This window comes from Pseudomonas sp. AB39(2026), assembly GCF_059831485.1.
The window spans coordinates 1885911-1903318 of record NZ_CP195212.1 but is presented as its reverse complement, the minus strand read 5'-3'; the positions used below and the strand labels follow the sequence as shown (position 1 = coordinate 1903318).

Annotated in this window: 15 protein-coding genes and 1 pseudogene; 5 read left to right on the top strand and 11 right to left on the bottom strand. The window is 60.6% G+C overall.

Features of this window, described 5'->3' with window-relative positions; all coding sequences use genetic code 11:
• Position 1: 1 nt before the first annotated feature.
• The 4 genes and pseudogenes from ACSAMW_RS08480 to ACSAMW_RS08465 form a co-directional block, all read left to right on the top strand.
• Positions 2-1123: pseudogene (locus tag ACSAMW_RS08480) on the top strand (HAMP domain-containing protein); the annotation flags it as partial.
• A 15-nt stretch (positions 1124-1138) separates the two neighbouring features.
• On the top strand, positions 1139-1984 hold the full coding sequence (locus ACSAMW_RS08475; RefSeq protein WP_500594002.1) for a methyl-accepting chemotaxis protein: 846 nt from the start codon (positions 1139-1141) through the stop codon (positions 1982-1984).
• A 71-nt stretch (positions 1985-2055) separates the two neighbouring features.
• Positions 2056-2184: a DUF2256 domain-containing protein gene (locus ACSAMW_RS08470; RefSeq protein ID WP_500593533.1), complete on the top strand. Its 129-nt coding sequence runs from the start codon at positions 2056-2058 to the stop codon at positions 2182-2184.
• A 155-nt stretch (positions 2185-2339) separates the two neighbouring features.
• Positions 2340-3941, top strand: coding sequence for a putative bifunctional diguanylate cyclase/phosphodiesterase (locus ACSAMW_RS08465; RefSeq protein ID WP_500593532.1), 1602 nt, complete (start codon positions 2340-2342; stop codon positions 3939-3941).
• A 96-nt stretch (positions 3942-4037) separates the two neighbouring features.
• Here the strand turns inward: ACSAMW_RS08465 and ACSAMW_RS08460 are convergent, their stop codons facing one another.
• The 11 genes from ACSAMW_RS08460 to ACSAMW_RS08410 form a co-directional block, all read right to left on the bottom strand.
• Positions 4038-5111 (bottom strand): protein-glutamate methylesterase/protein-glutamine glutaminase, encoded by a 1074-nt coding sequence (locus tag ACSAMW_RS08460; RefSeq protein ID WP_500593531.1) that lies wholly within the window; start codon positions 5109-5111, stop codon positions 4038-4040.
• Between the two features lie 10 nt (positions 5112-5121).
• Positions 5122-5928 (bottom strand): CheR family methyltransferase, encoded by an 807-nt coding sequence (locus ACSAMW_RS08455; protein ID WP_500593530.1) that lies wholly within the window; start codon positions 5926-5928, stop codon positions 5122-5124.
• Positions 5925-6431: a chemotaxis protein CheW gene (locus ACSAMW_RS08450; RefSeq protein WP_500593529.1), complete on the bottom strand. Its 507-nt coding sequence runs from the start codon at positions 6429-6431 to the stop codon at positions 5925-5927. The genes ACSAMW_RS08455 and ACSAMW_RS08450 overlap by 4 nt, the downstream gene beginning before the upstream one ends.
• Before the next feature lie 12 nt (positions 6432-6443).
• Complete coding sequence (locus tag ACSAMW_RS08445; protein ID WP_500593528.1) at positions 6444-8081, bottom strand: methyl-accepting chemotaxis protein; 1638 nt, start codon at positions 8079-8081, stop codon at positions 6444-6446.
• Between the two features lie 21 nt (positions 8082-8102).
• Positions 8103-10124 (bottom strand): chemotaxis protein CheA, encoded by a 2022-nt coding sequence (locus tag ACSAMW_RS08440; RefSeq protein WP_500593527.1) that lies wholly within the window; start codon positions 10122-10124, stop codon positions 8103-8105.
• A gap of 29 nt (positions 10125-10153) precedes the next feature.
• Complete coding sequence (locus tag ACSAMW_RS08435) at positions 10154-10450, bottom strand: STAS domain-containing protein (protein WP_500593526.1); 297 nt, start codon at positions 10448-10450, stop codon at positions 10154-10156.
• Positions 10447-10815, bottom strand: a complete 369-nt coding sequence (locus tag ACSAMW_RS08430; RefSeq protein ID WP_168084830.1) for a response regulator — start codon at positions 10813-10815, stop codon at positions 10447-10449. The genes ACSAMW_RS08435 and ACSAMW_RS08430 overlap by 4 nt, the downstream gene beginning before the upstream one ends.
• Positions 10816-10865: 50 nt before the next feature.
• Positions 10866-11528 carry a methyl-accepting chemotaxis protein gene (locus tag ACSAMW_RS08425; protein ID WP_500594001.1) on the bottom strand — a complete coding sequence of 221 codons (663 nt, stop codon included), beginning with the start codon at positions 11526-11528 and terminating at the stop codon, positions 10866-10868.
• Positions 11529-12326: 798 nt separating this feature from the next.
• On the bottom strand, positions 12327-14471 hold the full coding sequence (locus ACSAMW_RS08420; RefSeq protein WP_500593525.1) for an ATP-binding protein: 2145 nt from the start codon (positions 14469-14471) through the stop codon (positions 12327-12329).
• Between the two features lie 154 nt (positions 14472-14625).
• Positions 14626-14997, bottom strand: a complete 372-nt coding sequence (locus tag ACSAMW_RS08415) for an FxLYD domain-containing protein (protein ID WP_500593524.1) — start codon at positions 14995-14997, stop codon at positions 14626-14628.
• A gap of 226 nt (positions 14998-15223) precedes the next feature.
• Positions 15224-15481, bottom strand: coding sequence for an HP1242/YdcH family protein (locus ACSAMW_RS08410; RefSeq protein ID WP_500593523.1), 258 nt, complete (start codon positions 15479-15481; stop codon positions 15224-15226).
• Between the two features lie 316 nt (positions 15482-15797).
• Between ACSAMW_RS08410 and ACSAMW_RS08405 the strand changes: the two genes are divergently transcribed.
• Positions 15798-17408 (top strand): phosphoethanolamine transferase, encoded by a 1611-nt coding sequence (locus tag ACSAMW_RS08405; RefSeq protein WP_500593522.1) that lies wholly within the window; start codon positions 15798-15800, stop codon positions 17406-17408.

The window sequence follows — 17408 nt, the reverse complement described above, 5'->3', positions numbered from 1 at the left end:
CATGCTAAAAACAATTCAGGCGCGCTATACCGCTACGTTCATTGGCTCCATCACACTGATCGCTGCGCTTACGGCCATTGGCATCAACCTGTTCGTGACCCCCAGCCTGACCGCTAACGACGAGCGACACCTGACCAACGCGGCTGCGCAGATTGGCGGCGTGATCAAAGCCGAATTGGGGCGCGTGCAAGCCCAGCAGCGGGTAATCACTGAAACCGTGCCGCAGCTTGAAAGCGACGACATCGACCGCCTGCTGCCCTTGATGGTAAACCAGTACGGCGAGCTGAAAGTATTCGGCGGCGGGGTGTGGCCCTTGCCCAACCAGCGCACCCCTGGGCGCGCCAAGCACAGCACCTTCTACCACCGCGATGCCAGCGGCAAGTTGATCGTAAACACCCATTGGAACTCGCCCGAATCCCAGAATTACTTCGAGCAGTCCTGGTACTTGGGCGGGCTCAAGGCACCGGCTGGCCAGTGCAACTGGGCCACGGCCTACCGCGATGATGCCAGCCCGGAGCCGCGCACCAACTGCGCCATGGCCATCAGCAAGAATGGCGCTGCTTATGGCGTGGCCACCGTCGACGTCACACTGGACTTTTTCAATGACCTGGTTGCCAGCAAAGAGGCAGAGACCCATGCCCTGCTGATGATCGTAGAGAAAAGCGGGACGGTGCTGAGCAACCAGCCGGAAATTCCGGGCAACAACGTGCTCAAGAACCTGTCGGACCTGGCAGGCCAGTACCCGTTTACTGCTGCCCTTCAAGGCCTGCTCAAAACCAACGCCGGCAGCGCGCACTACACCGGCAGCGACGGCCAGGATTACACCTTGTTCGTACAGCCCATTGAGGGTACGCCCTGGTTGATGGCGGTTGCTCAACAAACTCAGATGCTGACAGCCCAAAGCAGCAAAGTACTGAATACGCTGGCAGCCATTCAGTTGCCTATGGTTGCCCTGCTGTTGCTGCTGATGTACCTGGGGCTGCGCCAAGTAATGAAGCGGCTGTCTGTACTGCGGGCCAACATCGATACCCTGTCGGCTGGTGATGCCGACCTGACTCGCCGCATCGTGATCCGGGCCGACGATGAAGTCGGCGCGGTGGGCAAGTCGGTCAACCGCTTTATCACCTACCTGCAATCCATGGTTGCGGAAGTGTCTGACGTTTCCCAAGTGATTGCCCAAGGCGTAGAGCAACTGAAACAACAGGCCAAAGGCACCAACCAGATTCTGTTGCGCCATGCCAATGAGACCGACCAGGCCGTCACCGCGATTACCGAGATGAGCTCCACTGCAGATGACGTGGCCCGCAATGCAGCGCAAACCGCCAGCATGACCCGTACGGCCAATGACAACGCGCGCCAGTCCAAGGTAGTGGTCGATGATGCGTCTTCAAGTGTGCAGGCACTGATCGGTGAAGTGGATGCGGCCACCGACAAGGTGCGCGCCATGGAGCAGGACGCTCAGCGGATCAACGCGGTGCTGGGTGTGATTGGCGAGATCGCCGGACAAACCAACCTCTTGGCCCTCAACGCCGCCATCGAAGCGGCCCGGGCTGGTGAGCAAGGCCGCGGGTTTGCGGTGGTGGCCGACGAAGTTCGCGCCCTGGCAGGCCGTACCCAGGCGAGCACGTCGGAAATCAACGACATGCTGACCCGGCTTCAGCAAGGGGTGAGCGCGGCGGTGGTGGCCATGGAAAATACCAAACAGAGCTGCCAGGCCACGGTAGACAAGACAGCGCGGGTGAACGAAGGCCTGGATGGCATGGCCGACTCGGTGGTCAGCATCAACGACCTCAGCACACAGATCGCCACCGCTGCCGAACAGCAGAGCGCCGTGAGCGAGGAAATCAACCGCAACATTGTGGCGGTAAAGCACATCGTGGAAGAGCTGGTGGCCGAGGGTGCGCAGAGCGAACGCAGCACGGCTGCCCTGGCAGCTTCCAACGATAAGTTGATTGCCGTGGTAAGCCGCTTCAAACTCAAGTGACCTGTACCCGGCGCGCAGGGCCATCGGCCCTCGCGCCCGGGCGTTGCACCTCGGGCCACTGGAAACCCCCTATGAAAAAAGATCAGCTACCGGTGAAGGTGTGCGCCGTGTGCGGGCTGCCCTTCACGTGGCGCAAGAAATGGGCACGGTGCTGGGATGAGGTGCGTTATTGCTCGGAGCGTTGCAGGCGCCACCGGTAACGCGCTCCTCACGCATTGGATCGCAGTCCGTGCCATCACCGATCGCTGATTAAAAAACGACCGGCGGTTTTCGCTTTCAGGTTCAGTACCTGAACGTTTGGTGGATAATGGCGGTCTGACATCACGCTCTTTGACTCTGGCCCCACGAGGCCCCTATGATCGACTTCCATCGCCCCCAACCCTACCGCCTCGCCCGGCTGGTACTTTTGACCTTGTTCACCATGTGCAGCCTGGCCATCCTCTGGGAATTCAAGCTTGAAAACTGGGTCATGGAATACCTGGGGCTTCCCTATGACAATGATTTCGAAAGCACCGAACGCTGGCGCTTCGTACTGACCTCCACCGGGTTTTCCCTGCTGTCGCTGATAGTGCCTACCGTTGTACTCAAACGGCTGATCAGCAACATGCGCTTCAGTTACCGGCACATGCAGCAGGTGCAAGACCAGACCGAAACCCTGGCCCGGTATGACTCCCTCACCGGCCTGATCAACCGGCGTGTGTTCATGGACCAGTTGCAAAGCTACCTCGGCCAAGGTCAGCCCGTTGCCGTGATGCTGATCGACCTTGACCGTTTCAAAGCCATCAATGACAGCCATGGCCATTCCACAGGTGACAGTGTGCTGGTTGAGGTGGCGAACAGGCTGGGCCAACTGGTGGCCAAACACGACGGCGTTGCGGCGCGCTTGGGCGGTGACGAGTTTTGCCTGTTGATTCGAGGCCGCCTGGACAAGGTTCAGCTAAGTGCCATCGCCCAGGCTGTGATTGCCCGGTTGAGTGCGCCCATCCTGCACAACGTTGAAAACGCCTACTTGGGGGCCACGGTGGGCATCTCGCGCTCATGGTCGGATGCCAGCGATGCGTCGACGCTGCTGCATTATGCGGACACGGCCATGTACAAGGGTAAAAACAGCGGGCGTTCGACCTGGGATTTCTATGACACCGCCTATGAACGCCAGCGCCAGGCTGAATTCGAACACGACAATGCGCTGCGCAAGGCAGTGGAGCAAGAAGCCATCGTGCCGTTCTTCCAGCCGATCGTGTCGCTGCCGTCCCAGGCAGTTGTTGGGTTTGAGATCCTGGCGCGCTGGGCCAAGCCAGATGGCAGCATCGGGATGCCGATGGACTTTATCCCCTCCCTGGAGCGTATGGGCCTGATTCCGGCCATGACACGGTCTCTGGTGAGGCAGGCCTGCGCAGCCTCTCGCACCTGGGACGACCATTTGCACCTGTCCCTGAACGTGAGTGCTGCGATGATTACCGACGAGCTGTTCCCGGACAGGCTGCTGGAGCAACTGCGCCAGGAAGGTTTCCCCTTCGAGCGTTTCGAAGTGGAAATCACCGAGGAAGCACTGGTAGGCAACCTGTTGGCAGCGCAACGTAACCTGAGCAGGCTGCATGACCACGGCGTCACCGTCGCACTGGACGATTTCGGCACCGGGTACTCAGGGTTGTATCACCTCACCCGGTTGTCCATCGACAAGATCAAGATCGACAGGTCCTTCTTCGAGACAGGGCACACCGATCACCTGCCCATGGTGGAGGCCATCTTGGGCATGGCACGCAGCTTGAAAATGAAAGTGACTGCCGAGGGCATCGAAGCCGAGCATTTGCCGCACCTGCCGTCCTGGCTGGCCAGCAATGGCTGCCACTTCGCCCAAGGCTACCATTACGGTCGGCCTCAGGCGGGCCTGGCCACGGCCACGGCGTTTGCGTTTACCGGTAGCGTCAGCAACCGCCGGGTTATGGACCCGGCCTGATAGGAGGGACGCCTGGTCAGGGACGCCCGGTCAGGGACGCCCGGTCAGGGACGCCTGGTTCGGGCCGTGCAGGCCGGGGCACGTCGCCTGGGGTGGTTACGCCGAGCGCCCTGGCTGCACGATCACGTTAGCGACTTTATCCAGCCCGATTACCGTACGGGCGCCGCCCAGGCGTATTGCCTCCTTCGGCATACCAAATACGACGCAGCTGGCTTCATCCTGCGCATAGGTGTCGGCACCGGCTTCGAGCATTTCCCGCAGGCCCCGGGCGCCGTCGTCCCCCATGCCGGTCATGATGACGCCTGTGGCGTTGGCGCCGGCGAAGCGCGCCACGGAGCGGAACAGCACATCCACCGAGGGCTTGTGACGATTCACATGGGGCCCGTCGGTGACCTGCACGTGGTATTGAGCACCGCTGCGCTTGAGCAGCATGTGCTTGCCACCAGGCGCTATCAGTACACGGCCTGGCAACACGCGGTCATTGTCCCGAGCTTCCAGCACTTCCACTTGGCAAAGGCTGTTCAAGCGCTGGGCGAAGGCGGCGGTGAATTTTTCCGGCATGTGCTGCACCACCAGAATGGCCGGGCACACGCGAGGCAAGGCACTCAATACCCGCTCCAGCGCCTGGGTGCCGCCCGTGGACGTGCCCAGCGCAATCACCCGTTCCGTGGTGCGTGCCATGGCCTGGCTGCCCACCAAGGGAAGAATGGCATCGGCACTGTGCTTCTGGGCCACCGTGGGCAGGGCAGGGCGAGCCCGGAGGGCGTTCAGGTTGGCCTTGGCGGCCCCCCGTACAGCTGCTGTGAGCTCGCTGGCCGACTGGTGAAGGAATTCTTTCAAGCCCATCTTGGGCTTGGCGATGATGTCGGCCGCCCCCGCTGCCAGCGCCTGAAGGGCCGTCTGGCTGCCGTTTTCCGCCAGGGTGGAACAGATCACCACCGGGGTAGGGCGCTCGGCCATGAGCTTGCGCAGAAACGTCACGCCGTCCATACGGGGCATTTCTACGTCCAGCACGATCACATCCGGCCATTGCTTGGCCATTTTCTCCATGGCGAACAGCGGGTCGGCAGCGACGCCGATCACCTTGAGGTCCGGGCTCTGCTCCAGAATGGCCTGCAGTACCTGGCGTACCACGGCCGAGTCGTCAATGATCATTACCTTGATGGGCATAATAAGCGGCTCATGGTTTCTGGTAGAGGGAGGGAGAGATCAGGTTCAGCGCGTCGGTTACGCCGTTCAGGCTTTCCGAGTGGCTGACGATGAAATAGCCTCCACTGCGCAGGAGCGGTACCAGCCGCGCAATCACACGCGCCTTGGTGGGCGCATCGAAATAGATGAGCACGTTACGTAAGAAAATCACGTCGAACTCGCCCAGCCGTGGCAGCTGGTCGTTGAGGTTGACCTGCAGGAACTGCACCCGGTCCCGTAGTGCCTTGTTGACCAGCAAGGTGCCCTCCTGGCGGCCAATGCCTTTGAGGCAGTACCGGCTCAGGTGCTCCGGTGCCAGGTTGCGGGCGCGCTCCAGGGGGTAATGCCCCCGTGCGGCTTTCTCCAGCACACGTGTGCTGATGTCCGACCCCATCACCTCCCAAGGCTTTTCGCCCAGGCAGTCGGCCAGCAACATGGCCAGGCTGTAGGGCTCCTCGCCCGATGAACAGGCTGCGCTCCATACCCGGAACGTACGCCCAGGGCGGTGCAGCACCGGCACCTGCTGGCGCAGCCAGTCAAAATGCTTGGGCTCGCGGAAAAAGTAGGTTTCGTTGGTGGTCAGCAGGTCCAATGCCACTTGCGCTTCGGTGGTGCCTTGCGGGCTGGTGATGATCGCAAAGTAACCGGCGTAGTCGTCCAGCCCATGGTGCCGAAGGCGCGTGGCCAGGCGGCCGGCCACTAGCGCTTTCTTGCTGGCCGCCATATGGATGCCCGCGCGCTGGTAAAGCCAGCGCTGGAACTGGTTGAAGTCCCTGTCACTGATCCCGCTCTCGCTCACGCTGCCGCCTCGCCTGCCAGGTGCGACAGGGCTGCCAGATCCTGAAGGGCCAACACCCGGTTGGCATTGAGCACAATCACGAACCGGGCATCCAGGCGGGCCATGCCCGCGATGAAGTCGGCCCGAATCCGTGCACCGAAGGCCGGCGCAGGCTCCATATGTTCAGCGGCGATGTCCAGGACGGCACATACAGCGTCCACCAGCAGGCCGAACACCTGCCGTTCACCTTCGTGCCCTTCGATTTCCAGAATCACCACGCAACTGCGCCGCCCCAGCTCTGCCGGAGGCTGGCCGAAGCGAGCGGCCAGGTCGATGACCGGTACTACAGCGCCGCGCAGGTTGATCACGCCGCGTACATAGGTCGGCATCATCGGCACAACGGTCATCTGGCTCAGCTCGATGATTTCCTTGATCCCTTCAATGGCCAGCGCGTACGTGTCGTTGGCGACTGAAAAGGTCAGGTACTGCGCGTCGACCAGTGTGTTCAGGTGTTGATGTGGCATGGCATGGCCCTCTCAAAAACGAGTGAACTCGGCTTCGTTGAACGCCGCAGCCGGCTCACCGCGCCAGGCAGTACGGGCGGGGCTAGCGGCTGCCGAGCGTGCCGGGCTGCGATGGGACGCCGGAGGTACACCCCGCGCCCCATCATTTTCAACCTTGAAGAAGCTCATGGCCTGTTGCAGCTGCTCGGCCTGGCTGCTCATTTCCTCGGCCGTCGCGGCCAGTTCTTCACTGCTGGACGCGTTCTGCTGAGTCACTTGGTTCAACTGCACCATGGCCAGGTTGATCTGCGATACACCGGCCGACTGTTCTTCGGAGGCAGCGCTGATTTCCTGTACCAGGTCGCTGGTCTTGCCAATGGACGGCACGATTTCAGTCAACAGCGAACCGGCGCGTTCGGCCAGGCTGACGCTGCTGATGGACAACTCGCCGATCTCCTGGGCTGCAACCTGGCTACGCTCGGCCAGCTTGCGCACTTCAGCCGCTACCACCGCAAAGCCTTTGCCGTGCTCCCCAGCGCGTGCCGCTTCGATGGCAGCATTGAGCGCCAGCAGGTTGGTCTGGTAGGCGATGTCGTCGATGATGCCGATGCGCTGGGCGATCTTCTTCATGGCATCCACAGTGGCCTGCACCGACTGGCCGCCTTCTACCGCTTCACGCGCGGCCTTGCTGGCCATGCCATCGGTGACCTTGGCGTTTTCAGTGTTCTGGTTGATGCTGGCGGTCATTTCCTCCACCGAGGCGCTTGTCTGCTCCACGCTGGCGGCCTGTTCGCTAGTGGCCTGGCTCATGGACTGTGCCGTGGCACTCACCTCTTCCGAGGCGCTGGCCAGGTTGTCGGCGGCATGGCGCACTTCGCTGATGATGCGGCCCAACTGGCCAGCCATGTTTTTCATGGCCAACAGCAGGCGGCCGGTTTCATCGTTCCCCTTGGCCTGTACTGTCACGCTCAGGTCGCCCTCGGCCAGGCGAGTGGCAACGTCCATGGCATGGCGCAATGGGCGAGAAATGATGCGCGAGATGAACCAGGTGAGGAACAGGCCGATCAGGATCGAGCCCGCCAGTACCCCGGCGATGGTCAGGCGTGCATGGCCATAGGTGGTGGCTGCCTCATCGCTGAAGCTCTGGGCATTGGCATCGTTGAGGGCTACCAATTTGTTGAGTGTGGCAGCAGCCGCTTCGAACACAGGCTTGGAGTCAACAGCCAGCATGGTTTTGGCTGCCTGCTTGTCGCCTTGAGTAGACAGGTTCAAGACTTTTTCGCTGATGCCCAGGTACTGGCGGTATTCGCGAACGAACTCGTCGTACAGCATCTGTTCTTCAGGGCTGGAGATCAGCGGTTTGTACTTTTCCAGGTTGGCGTCCACTTCAGCACGGGACTGCTGGGCATTGCGCAGCATCTCGTCCGTTTCTGCAGGGGTATCTGCCAGGATGTGGCGCGCCTCACGGGTACGGTACTGGCTCAGGTTGTAACGCATGCTGGCGGCCGTACGGATGGACGGGATAGCGTCTTCACCCATCTTCACGGTGGCGCTGTTTACGGCGGCCAGCTGAAGAATGGCGAACACGCCCAGTATCACCGACAGCGACAGCACCACCAGAAAGGAAATAAGCAGTTTGGTGGAGATTTTCAGATTATAGAACCAGTTCATGACTACACCTCGGGACGGACCTTATACAGCCTGGGAAGGGGAAGAAATTACGATCGAGGCGGCTTCGCGCTCGGTCAGGTGCTTGAGCAGGGCCGGCACGTCGAGGATCAGGGCGACCACGCCGCTGCCTAGCACGCTGGAACCACTGATGCCTCGAACGCCGCCAAATAGCGCGCCGAGGGGTTTGATAACGGTTTGGTATTCACCCATGAGGTGGTCCACCACCAGGCCCGCCTTGAGCCCGTGGGCATGGATCACCACAATGTTTTCGCGCCGCGGTGCAGCGCCTTGCAGTTCAAAGTGATCGCGAAGGAACACCAGCGGCAGCACCTCGCCGCGAAGGTCCACATGGCCACGGGCGCGCAGGGCGTCGCGCTCTCCCGGCACCAGCTCCATGCATTCGCGCACCATGCCCAGCGGAATCACGTAACTGCTGTGAGCCGCTTCCACCAGCAAGCCATCGATCATGGCCAGGGTGAGGGGCAGGCGAATGCGCACGGTGGTGCCTTCGCCCGGTGGGCTGAACAGCTCGATGCTGCCGCGTAGCCCACTGATGTTGCGCTTGACCACATCCATGCCCACGCCACGGCCTGACAGGTTGGTCACCGCCGCTGCTGTGGAAAAGCCAGGTTCGAAAATGACGGCCAGCAGTTCACGGTCGGTGGGCTCAGCGTTACCCAACAGCCCACGCTCCCGGGCTTTGGCCAGGATGCGTTCGCGGTTGAGCCCGGCACCATCGTCGCTCAGCTCTACCACGATGTTGCCGGCATCATGGAAGGCCTTGAGGTGCAAGCGCCCACGTGCAGGTTTGCCCGCAGCCAGGCGTACGTCGGGCGCTTCGATGCCATGGTCCATGGCATTGCGCAGCAAGTGCATCAGCGGGTCGCCTAGCTGGTCCACCAGCGCTTTGTCCAGTTCGGTTTCGCCGCCGCTGACCACCAGTTCGATGTCTTTGCCCAGGCCCTGGCTGGCATCGCGTACCGTGCGGTGGAAGCGGTTGAAGGTTTCACCGATGGGCACCATGCGCATGGCCAAGGCACCTTCGAGTACCTGCTCCACCAAGGCGTTGACCGAGGCTGTGGCTTCAAGGATGGCTTCGTCCCCCCGTGCAGCTGCCAGCCGCTCGGCCAGCAGCCGGGCACCAGCACCGGCCGTAATCAGTTCGCCCGCGAGGTTGATCAGGGCTTCAAGCTTGTCGGCACGTACTCGCACCCAGGCTTGCCGGTTGTCCTGGCCAGGGCGGGTTTCAGCAGGCGACGGCGCAGCCGGTATTAACGGGCTGGCAGGTTCGACCGAGGCCTGGGCAGGCACCTCAGCCAACACTTCGGCGTGCACCTCTTCGATGGTCAGCTCGCATTCGCCTTCCACAAAGGCGAAGGCTTCTGCCAGGGTGGCCGCTTCGCAGTCTGCGATCAGGTGGAGTTCAAAGCCCAGGTAGCAGGTTTCCGGGTCGAAGGCTTCGGCTTCAGCCAACGCCTGCGTGTGCAGTACGAATGACTCGCGCTGGCCCAGGGTATCCAGGTAACGCAGGAAGGAGAGAGGGTCCATGCCATGGCGGAAGGTGTCCTCACCAAAGCGCACGTCGATGCGCCAATGGCGGGCGGTACCCTGGGTTACGTTCGCTGTAGCAACTGTTACCACAGCGGGCGCCTGGCCACCGCTGGCTGCCAGACGCTCCCGCAACGGTTGCTCCACAGCCAACAGCGCAGCATCGGGTTCCCGGCGTTCCACGGCTACACATTGCAGCAGGGCGCTGAGGTGATCGTTGCACCCTAGCAACAGGGCAATACGGTCGCCATCTATGAGGAGGCTACCGCCCCGCAGGCGGTCCAGCAGGTCTTCCACCACATGGGCAAAGCTGACCAGCGCGTCCAGGCCGAACAGCCCGGCTGAACCTTTGATGGTGTGTGCCGCGCGGAACACGGCATCCAGGCCCGCCCGGTCGCCTGGCTCGCTCTCCAAGCGCAGCAGGGCCTGCTCCATGTCCTGGAGCAGCTCGCGGGCTTCGGCGATAAAGGTCTGCAAGGCTGCGTCGAGGTTCATGGGGCGGCAGGCTCCGGTGGGTTTAAAAGTCAGGCAGCAGGGGCCAGGTCAGTACCTGGGCACAACGTGAGCACGTCCAGCACTGCATCGCTGGCACCGGCAAGGGTCAGCGCGTGGCCCGTGGTGCCCAGGTGCCGCTGGAGGAACAACAGCCATTGCAAGCCTGCGCCGTCCATTTCAGGCACTTGGCTCAGGTCCAGTTGCCAAGGGCAGGGCTGGGCCAGCCAGGCTTGGGCAGCGGTGTGCAGTTCGCCAACCTGATAGATGGTCAGCTCAGTTTCCAGGGCCACGTTCAGGGCCTCGCCCACCTGCTGCGCGCGGATCATGGCGCGATCAGCTTGGCGACAGCTGCCAACATCTGCGCAGGCTGGAAGGGTTTGACGACCCAGGCGCGAGCACCTGCCGCCTGGCCTTCCTGCTTGCGGCTTTCCTGGGATTCAGTGGTCAGCATTATCACCGGGGTAAACTTGTAGGCGGGCAGCTTCTTCAGTTCCTTGACGAAGGTGATGCCGTCCATGTTGGGCATGTTCACGTCACTGATCACCAGGTGGATCTTCTGGCCTTTGAGCTTGCTCAGCGCATCTTTCCCGTCGCAGGCTTCCAGCACGTCATAGCCCTGGCCCTTAAGGGTGATACCCACCACTTGACGAATACTTGCCGAGTCATCCACTACCAAAATGGACTTGGCCATATAACCTCCTGAACGCTTTAAATTAAAAACAGGTTGCCCAGGGCATAGCCCTAGAAAAAGGTGACCGAGTTGTCTGCAGGCTTGGCGCGCTCATGACCATGGTGGTTGGCGCGCTGTTCCTGCATGGCGTAGGTGCGTTCGGTTTCGGCCAACCAGGCGTCCACATCCAGCTGGAAGGGCGTGTGGGTAGCGTTGCAACGCTCGAACTGCTGATGCAGCCCAGCCATGCGTTCATGTACCTGGGCCAGCATCTGGCTGACGCGGTCTTGGAACTGAAGGTCCACCAGCACCTGGGAAAGCTCCTGGCTGATCCCGGCGCTTTCGTGTTGCAGCAGGGCCGAAGCTTCCTGCAACTGGCCGGTGATGCCTTCAAAACGACCCAGTACGCCCTGGATGGTGTGCTCGGCATGGGCAACGCTGTCGTTACCCTTGTCATTGCTTTCGCCGGCCACATCCACCAGGTGGGCGATGGCGCCATTGATCACGTCCACCTTGGCAGACATCTTCTGGCCGGTTTCACTGGACTGGCTCGACAGTGAGCGTACGGCGTCGGCCACCACGGCAAAGCCTCGGCCCGCTTCCCCAGCACGGGCGGCCTCGATTGCAGCATTGAGGGCCAGCAGGTTGGTTTGCTGGGCGATGGCTGCTACTTCGGCCGCCATCTGGCGCAGCTCGCCGGTGTAATCGGTCAGGTGACGTACGGCCTGCAGCATTTCGTGACGGCTTTGCTGGCTGGTGCGCAGCGTGTCTACCACTTCGTTCAAGGCTACTTGGCTTTGCCCCAACCCTTCGCCTACGCCGCCTTGGCCCATGTCGCCGGCGGCTTGGCGGGAAGCGTCCACGGTGTGGTCCAGGCGGCTGGCGATATCCACGAAGCGCGACGTCAACGCACCGATGGCGCTTTCGGTCTGTTCACGGGAGGTGCTGATCTGGCGCATCCACACGGGCAAGGCGGCCTGGCACAGGCGATCGCTGTCAGACGGCTGTGCGTGCGTGGCAACGGGCTCGTGATCAGCCGGCAAGGTGCTGGCCTTTGAGGAGGATGTTTGAAGCCTGGCACTGAACACACCCGCGGCGAGTGCGGGCAGGGCAATGCTCAGCCCCATCAGCCACGTGCTCATGGCAGGTTCGGCAGCGACCACAGCGATGGAAACCAGGGCGCCCGCCGCGCTGAGCAGCACAGGTGCATAGGGGGTGGTAGGGCGCTTGTCGAGGGCGGGGGATGTCATGGATAACCCTTAGGCTACAGCCCCACTCTGGGGCAGGTATGAGGGTTATCCCCTATGAGCTCCATAACATTAATCAATGAACCTACCGTTCGTCGGATAACGGGATCCAGGTGTACGAAGGCTCTACAGCAGTGTTACAGGCGTAAAACCCACCGAACCGGTGCAGTGTGGCGTCAGCACCATTGCTGCCGGGCGCCGTGAGTTGATAAGCCGAGCGGCACAGGCTCAATCTCTTTGTACAATTTTTTACAGCGGCAGGAGGCGCCTGATGGCGCTTAGGTATTACGCCGGAATGTTCACTTCGAATACCACCTCTTCGCCACGCTGCTGGGCAGAAATGGCGCCCCCATGGGCGCGGGCGATGGCATCGGAGATATACAGGCCCAGGCCCAGCCCATCCCGGTTGCTGCGCTGGCTGGTCGTCCCTTTGAATGGCGTGAACAGGTTGTTCAAGCGGTCGCTGCTCATGGGCGCTGCCGGGTTCGTCACATCCATGACCAACCCCTCGGCACACCCTTTCAGGCTTATACGCGCACGGTTGCCGATGCCATGCTGGCTGGCATTGGAAATCAGGTTGATCACCACTTGGGCGAGGCGGTCAGGGTCGACATTGGCGCTAAGCCCTGGTTCGATGGCCCATTCCAGTTGCATGCCGGGGTAAGCCAGTTCTGCTTCGTTGGCCAATGCTTCGAACAGGGTAGAGATATCCGTAGGCACACGATCCAGCGCCATGCCAAGGCCGGCCTGCAACCGGCTGAGTTCCATCACATGCCCCACCAGCCTGCTCATGCGCCCTGAAGACGTAGCGATACTCTGGCGCAACTTGGCCGTACGCTGCTCGCTATCAGACAGCATGGACGCGGCCATGGTGATGGATTGCAAGGGTGTGCGCAGGTCATGACCCAGCGCCGCGATCAGCATCTGGCGCATGCTATTGGTGTTGCTGACCCGGTTGTGCACCAGCTTGACCAACGCCTGGCGCAGGTATTCAGCGACGGTGCGGTCAATACGGGACCAAGGGGTGCTTTGCCCACGCACCACCTCTTCCCAGGCTTCGAAGGAGCCCCGGGGCGTAAGCCTGGCTCCTAAAGGACCGATGTCTATGATCTTTTCTGGCTTGCCGCCCCAACGCACGTTCTCTACCTGTTCGGAACGGAACCACATGATCCAGCCGTTTTCGCGGTGGTCGAAGCGAACAGCCAGCACGCCGCACAAGCCATCCAAAGGCGTCGGGTCTGGCCACCGATCCATGGCATACAGATCGCGATCACTGAGCATCGCCAAATGGGTGTACATCTGAAGGGCTGCTGCGTCGGCAAGGCCGTTCAACGTCTGCACCCGGCCCTTGAGGCACACCGCAACGTCTACACACGTCATCAACTGGTTCAGCCCCGTGCCTTCCTGGCACAGGGCGGCAATCAAGTCATCGGCGTCATGCAGCCCTTCCTCAAGCGCATGGACCCGGGCCTGGGCCAGGTTGATCGCTTCACCCTCCTGAATCTGCTCGATACGCTCCACCAAGGCCGAGCAGATTTGCGACACCATTTGAAACGATAGCCGTACTGAATAGGCCAGGGTCTTCGTGGAGTCATGGTGGCAGGAGAACAAGCCCCAGAGCTTGCCGCCCACGACGATGGACACACTCATGGAGGCATGCACCCCCATGTTGCTCAGGTATTCGCAGTGAATGGGCGACACACTGCGCAGTTCGCAATGGCTAAGGTCGAAGGGTAGCCCAGTGACGGGGTGGTACGCAGGCACCAGTGGCGATGGGCTATAGGCTACATCGGCAATCAGCCGCGTAGGGTTCTGGATATATAAACGCCGGGCTTGGGCAGGAATGTCCGACGCGGGGTAACGCTGGCCCAGGTACGACACCAAGTCCGGGCGGTGAGCCTCAGCCACCACTTCCCCTGAATCGTCCTGGCGAAAACGGTAGGCCATTACCCTGTCATAACCGGTCAAGTCCCGGATGCGTGAGGTAAGCCGGGTCAGCAAGGCCTCGGTATCCCTGGCGTGGCGGATCTGCGTAATGATGCGCTGCGCATCCCCTGCCAAGTGATAGAACGCGTTCTGGGGGAGCGGCTGGGGCTCGAATTCCAGGTACACCACATCGTGGTGCCGGTGCGCGATCACATCGAAACCTACCTGGTCTTCGCCATAGCGGCTGCTGTCGGTCCAGCCATCGAACGCCGCCAGGCCTGCCTCCACCAGTAAACCCAGGGGTTCCTGCAAGGGTGCAGGTAGAAAAGCGCCAGGTTCTGCATCGAAGCCCAAGTGCAACAGCAGATTCTGGCTGCGCGTCAGTACACGCCCATCCAGGTCAAGCGCAATCAGCGCCCCATGGGGCTGAATGGACCCGGGAGTATGAATAGGCTCGCTTTCACAGTTTTGTAATGTGATCTGACCGGGCAAAGCTTGAGGCATGGGGGGCCTGTATCGCAGGTAAGAGGCGTTATCTTACGACAAGCAAGTACGGCAAGGGTGCCCCGATGGCGACCTTCCATCAGTAGGGGCTGCCATCGACGCCGGCCATTGCCCGTACGTGAGGTACGGGCCGGGCTGGAAAAGGGCAGGGGTATTACTGAGCGACCACGGTGCCAGGGTAAGGGACCACCTCAGCGGTGATCTGCACATTGGCGTCATGGGCGCGAACCGCCAGCTTGGCAGTGCTGTCGCCGTATTGCACAGGTTGCCAGATACGCCAGGCCTGGCCCGCTTCCAGGTCGGGTACTTCCACGGTTTCCCGTGCAACCACCTTGTCCTTTTTACTGACTTCTATATCCAAGTAGCCACCACTGACCGCGTGATCGGTCGTGTTTACGACAGTGCCTACGATGCTTGTGATATGACCGGCGTCTACCAGTTGCACATTGCGTACCTTAAGGTCAGTTGCCCAAGCGGATGAGGCGACGATACTGGACATTACGATAGCTAATACTTGACGTTTCACGCCTGACGCTCCCTTTGGGCACCGAGATGGTGGCCTAATGATAACTAACTGGAGCACCAGGGAAACCGGTTTTTGACGGTTTGTGAAAATTTTGTTGAAAGCGCCAGAAACCCGTCAAAACGGTAGGAAATAAACGCGGCGGCGCAATGGCGGGTGGGGCAGAACTGCGGGGGAGGAAAAGCTGTGCGCGGTTTGGCACGCACAGCTAGCAGGCTGGAAGCCCTTATCAGAAATGCTTGGCCGCACCCTGGGTGCCGGGATACTCGATTTCCTGAATAATCTTGTTCTTGATGTCCAGGCGCTTCTTTTTCAGGCCACTGACGGTTTCGTCATCCGCAGCCGCCTTCTCCGCATCCACCACCTGCCGGTCAATGTCTTCATATTTGGTGACCAGGCTCTGCAGCAGGGTGCTGGTCTGTTGCAGCGCGGCAACCTCTTCCTTTGTTCGGCCAAGGTCGGCGTAAAGATTGTGCGTAACTGGCATGTTTCACCTCATGGTCAGTGGGTTAACAGCACATGGCTGCGGTTGCAGGGGTTGGACCCCCCGTAGCTATTAATTCGTTCCCTGCTCAGGCTACACCATGACCGCTGGTAGGTTCGAGGTGTACCTGGCGACAGCAAAGCGCAGGTATAGCAGCGTCATGCCGCATGAAAATGAATGTTTCCTGTAAGTTTTGTCAGTGTTTTGTTAAAGAATAATTGTTAGCCAGTATCACCATATTTTTCACGAAATATTGATTGAGCGGTACTTAGAGTCCGCCCAGCTCGGCTGGCGAGCGCCTGTTATCAAAGTGAAAAATATGTCGATGATAAAGCCACTTCGGCCCGAAGTTCTGACCCTCGCGGCCAGTGTTTGCTTGCTAGCGTTATTCAACCTTCCCCTGTGGCGCCATGTGGCAGTTGTCACGCAACACAACAGCCTTACCCTGGCCATCGCATTTGCCGCCCTGCTGGTGTTTGCCTTTAACTTGGTGCTGGCCTTGCTGGCCGGGCGCTGGACCCTCAAGCCGTTGTTGATGCTGCTGTTTCCGGTCAGCGCAGGTGCCGCCTGGTTTATGAGCCAGTACGGCATTGTGATCGATGCCGCCATGTTCCGGAATATCGCTGAAACAGATAGTGCCGAAGTGCGCGATCTCCTTTCTGTGAAGTTCGTCATCTATATGTTCTTGTGCGGGGTGGTCCCCGCTCTGGCCATCTGGCGCTTGCCTGTGAGTTACCGCAAAGGTATGCCTGCAATCGTATCTAAACTCTTGGCGGTAACTGCAAGCGCAGCCCTTATGGCGGCCGTTGCGCTGAGTAACTACCAAGGGCTGTCTTCACTGTTTCGAAACCATCACGAACTTCGCCTGCTAGTGGTGCCCAGCAACCTTGTGGGTGCTGGGATGGCGTACCTGAACGAGCAGGTAGCCTCTGCCCGCCAACCGTTTGTGCAAATTGGCACCGATGCTCACAAAGGCGCAGCCTGGGCCGGCCATGCACGCCCCTCTCTTACCGTGCTGGTGATTGGTGAAAGCGCTCGGGCCGATAATTTCGGCATTCTAGGGTATGGCCGCGACACGACCCCGGCCCTGGCCGCCGAAGACGGCGTGCTGGCCTTCAAGAATGTGCATTCGTGTGGTACGGAAACAGCCGTGTCGGTGCCTTGCATGTTTTCTGGCATGGGGCGCCAGGCCTACGATGCTGTGCGGGCGCAGAACCAGGAAGGGGTACTGGACGTGTTGCAACGGGCAGGCATGAAGGTGCTATGGCTGGACAACCAGTCTGGCTGCAAAGGCACCTGCACCCGTGTGGCGTACCAGAACCTTACCCAAAGCAAAGACCCGCGTTACTGCGATAGCGAATGCCATGACGAAATCTTGCTCAAGGACGTGCCTGCCTTGTTGGCCAACCTGACGCAGGACACTGTGCTGGTATTGCATCAGATGGGCAGCCACGGCCCGGATTATTACAAGCGCTACCCAGCCGGTTTCGAGCACTTTACCCCCGTGTGTACCAGCAATGCCTTGGACACCTGTGCACAGGACAGTATCGTCAATGCCTACGACAACAGCATTCGTTACACCGATTATGTGCTGAGCACCCTGATCGATACTCTGCGCAGCAGGCAGGGCCAGGTTGACAGCGCCTTGCTGTACCTGTCCGACCATGGCGAGTCCTTGGGGGAGTACAACCTCTACCTGCACGGCACCCCCTACATGCTGGCGCCGGACCAGCAAAAACACGTGCCTTTGATTGCTTGGTTTTCTTCGGGGTACCGCCGTACATTCCAGGTTGATACCCAATGCCTTGAGCACCACCAGAGCGACCCTTTGAGCCAGGACAACCTCTTCTCGTCGTTGCTGGGCCTGTTGCAGATCGATACGTCAGTCTACGCCCCGCGGCTGGACCTGTTTGCCGGTTGCCGAAGCTGA

Excerpts from the sequence above, each read along its gene's own strand:
- ACSAMW_RS08435 (WP_500593526.1), bottom strand. The coding sequence starts at position 10,450 with ATGATCCGCGCGCAGCAGGTGGGCGAGGCCCTGAACGTGGCCCTGGAA.
- ACSAMW_RS08425 (WP_500594001.1), bottom strand. The coding sequence starts at position 11,528 with ATGCTGCAGGCCGTACGTCACCTGACCGATTACACCGGCGAGCTGCGC.
- ACSAMW_RS08460 (WP_500593531.1), bottom strand. The coding sequence starts at position 5,111 with ATGCCCATCAAGGTAATGATCATTGACGACTCGGCCGTGGTACGCCAG.
- ACSAMW_RS08470 (WP_500593533.1), top strand. The coding sequence starts at position 2,056 with ATGAAAAAAGATCAGCTACCGGTGAAGGTGTGCGCCGTGTGCGGGCTG.
- ACSAMW_RS08450 (WP_500593529.1), bottom strand. The coding sequence starts at position 6,431 with ATGCCACATCAACACCTGAACACACTGGTCGACGCGCAGTACCTGACC.
- ACSAMW_RS08445 (WP_500593528.1), bottom strand. The coding sequence starts at position 8,081 with ATGAACTGGTTCTATAATCTGAAAATCTCCACCAAACTGCTTATTTCC.
- ACSAMW_RS08420 (WP_500593525.1), bottom strand. The coding sequence starts at position 14,471 with ATGCCTCAAGCTTTGCCCGGTCAGATCACATTACAAAACTGTGAAAGC.
- ACSAMW_RS08405 (WP_500593522.1), top strand. The coding sequence starts at position 15,798 with ATGTCGATGATAAAGCCACTTCGGCCCGAAGTTCTGACCCTCGCGGCC.
- ACSAMW_RS08440 (WP_500593527.1), bottom strand. The coding sequence starts at position 10,124 with ATGAACCTCGACGCAGCCTTGCAGACCTTTATCGCCGAAGCCCGCGAG.
- ACSAMW_RS08475 (WP_500594002.1), top strand. The coding sequence starts at position 1,139 with ATGGTTGCGGAAGTGTCTGACGTTTCCCAAGTGATTGCCCAAGGCGTA.
- ACSAMW_RS08410 (WP_500593523.1), bottom strand. The coding sequence starts at position 15,481 with ATGCCAGTTACGCACAATCTTTACGCCGACCTTGGCCGAACAAAGGAA.
- ACSAMW_RS08465 (WP_500593532.1), top strand. The coding sequence starts at position 2,340 with ATGATCGACTTCCATCGCCCCCAACCCTACCGCCTCGCCCGGCTGGTA.
- ACSAMW_RS08430 (WP_168084830.1), bottom strand. The coding sequence starts at position 10,815 with ATGGCCAAGTCCATTTTGGTAGTGGATGACTCGGCAAGTATTCGTCAA.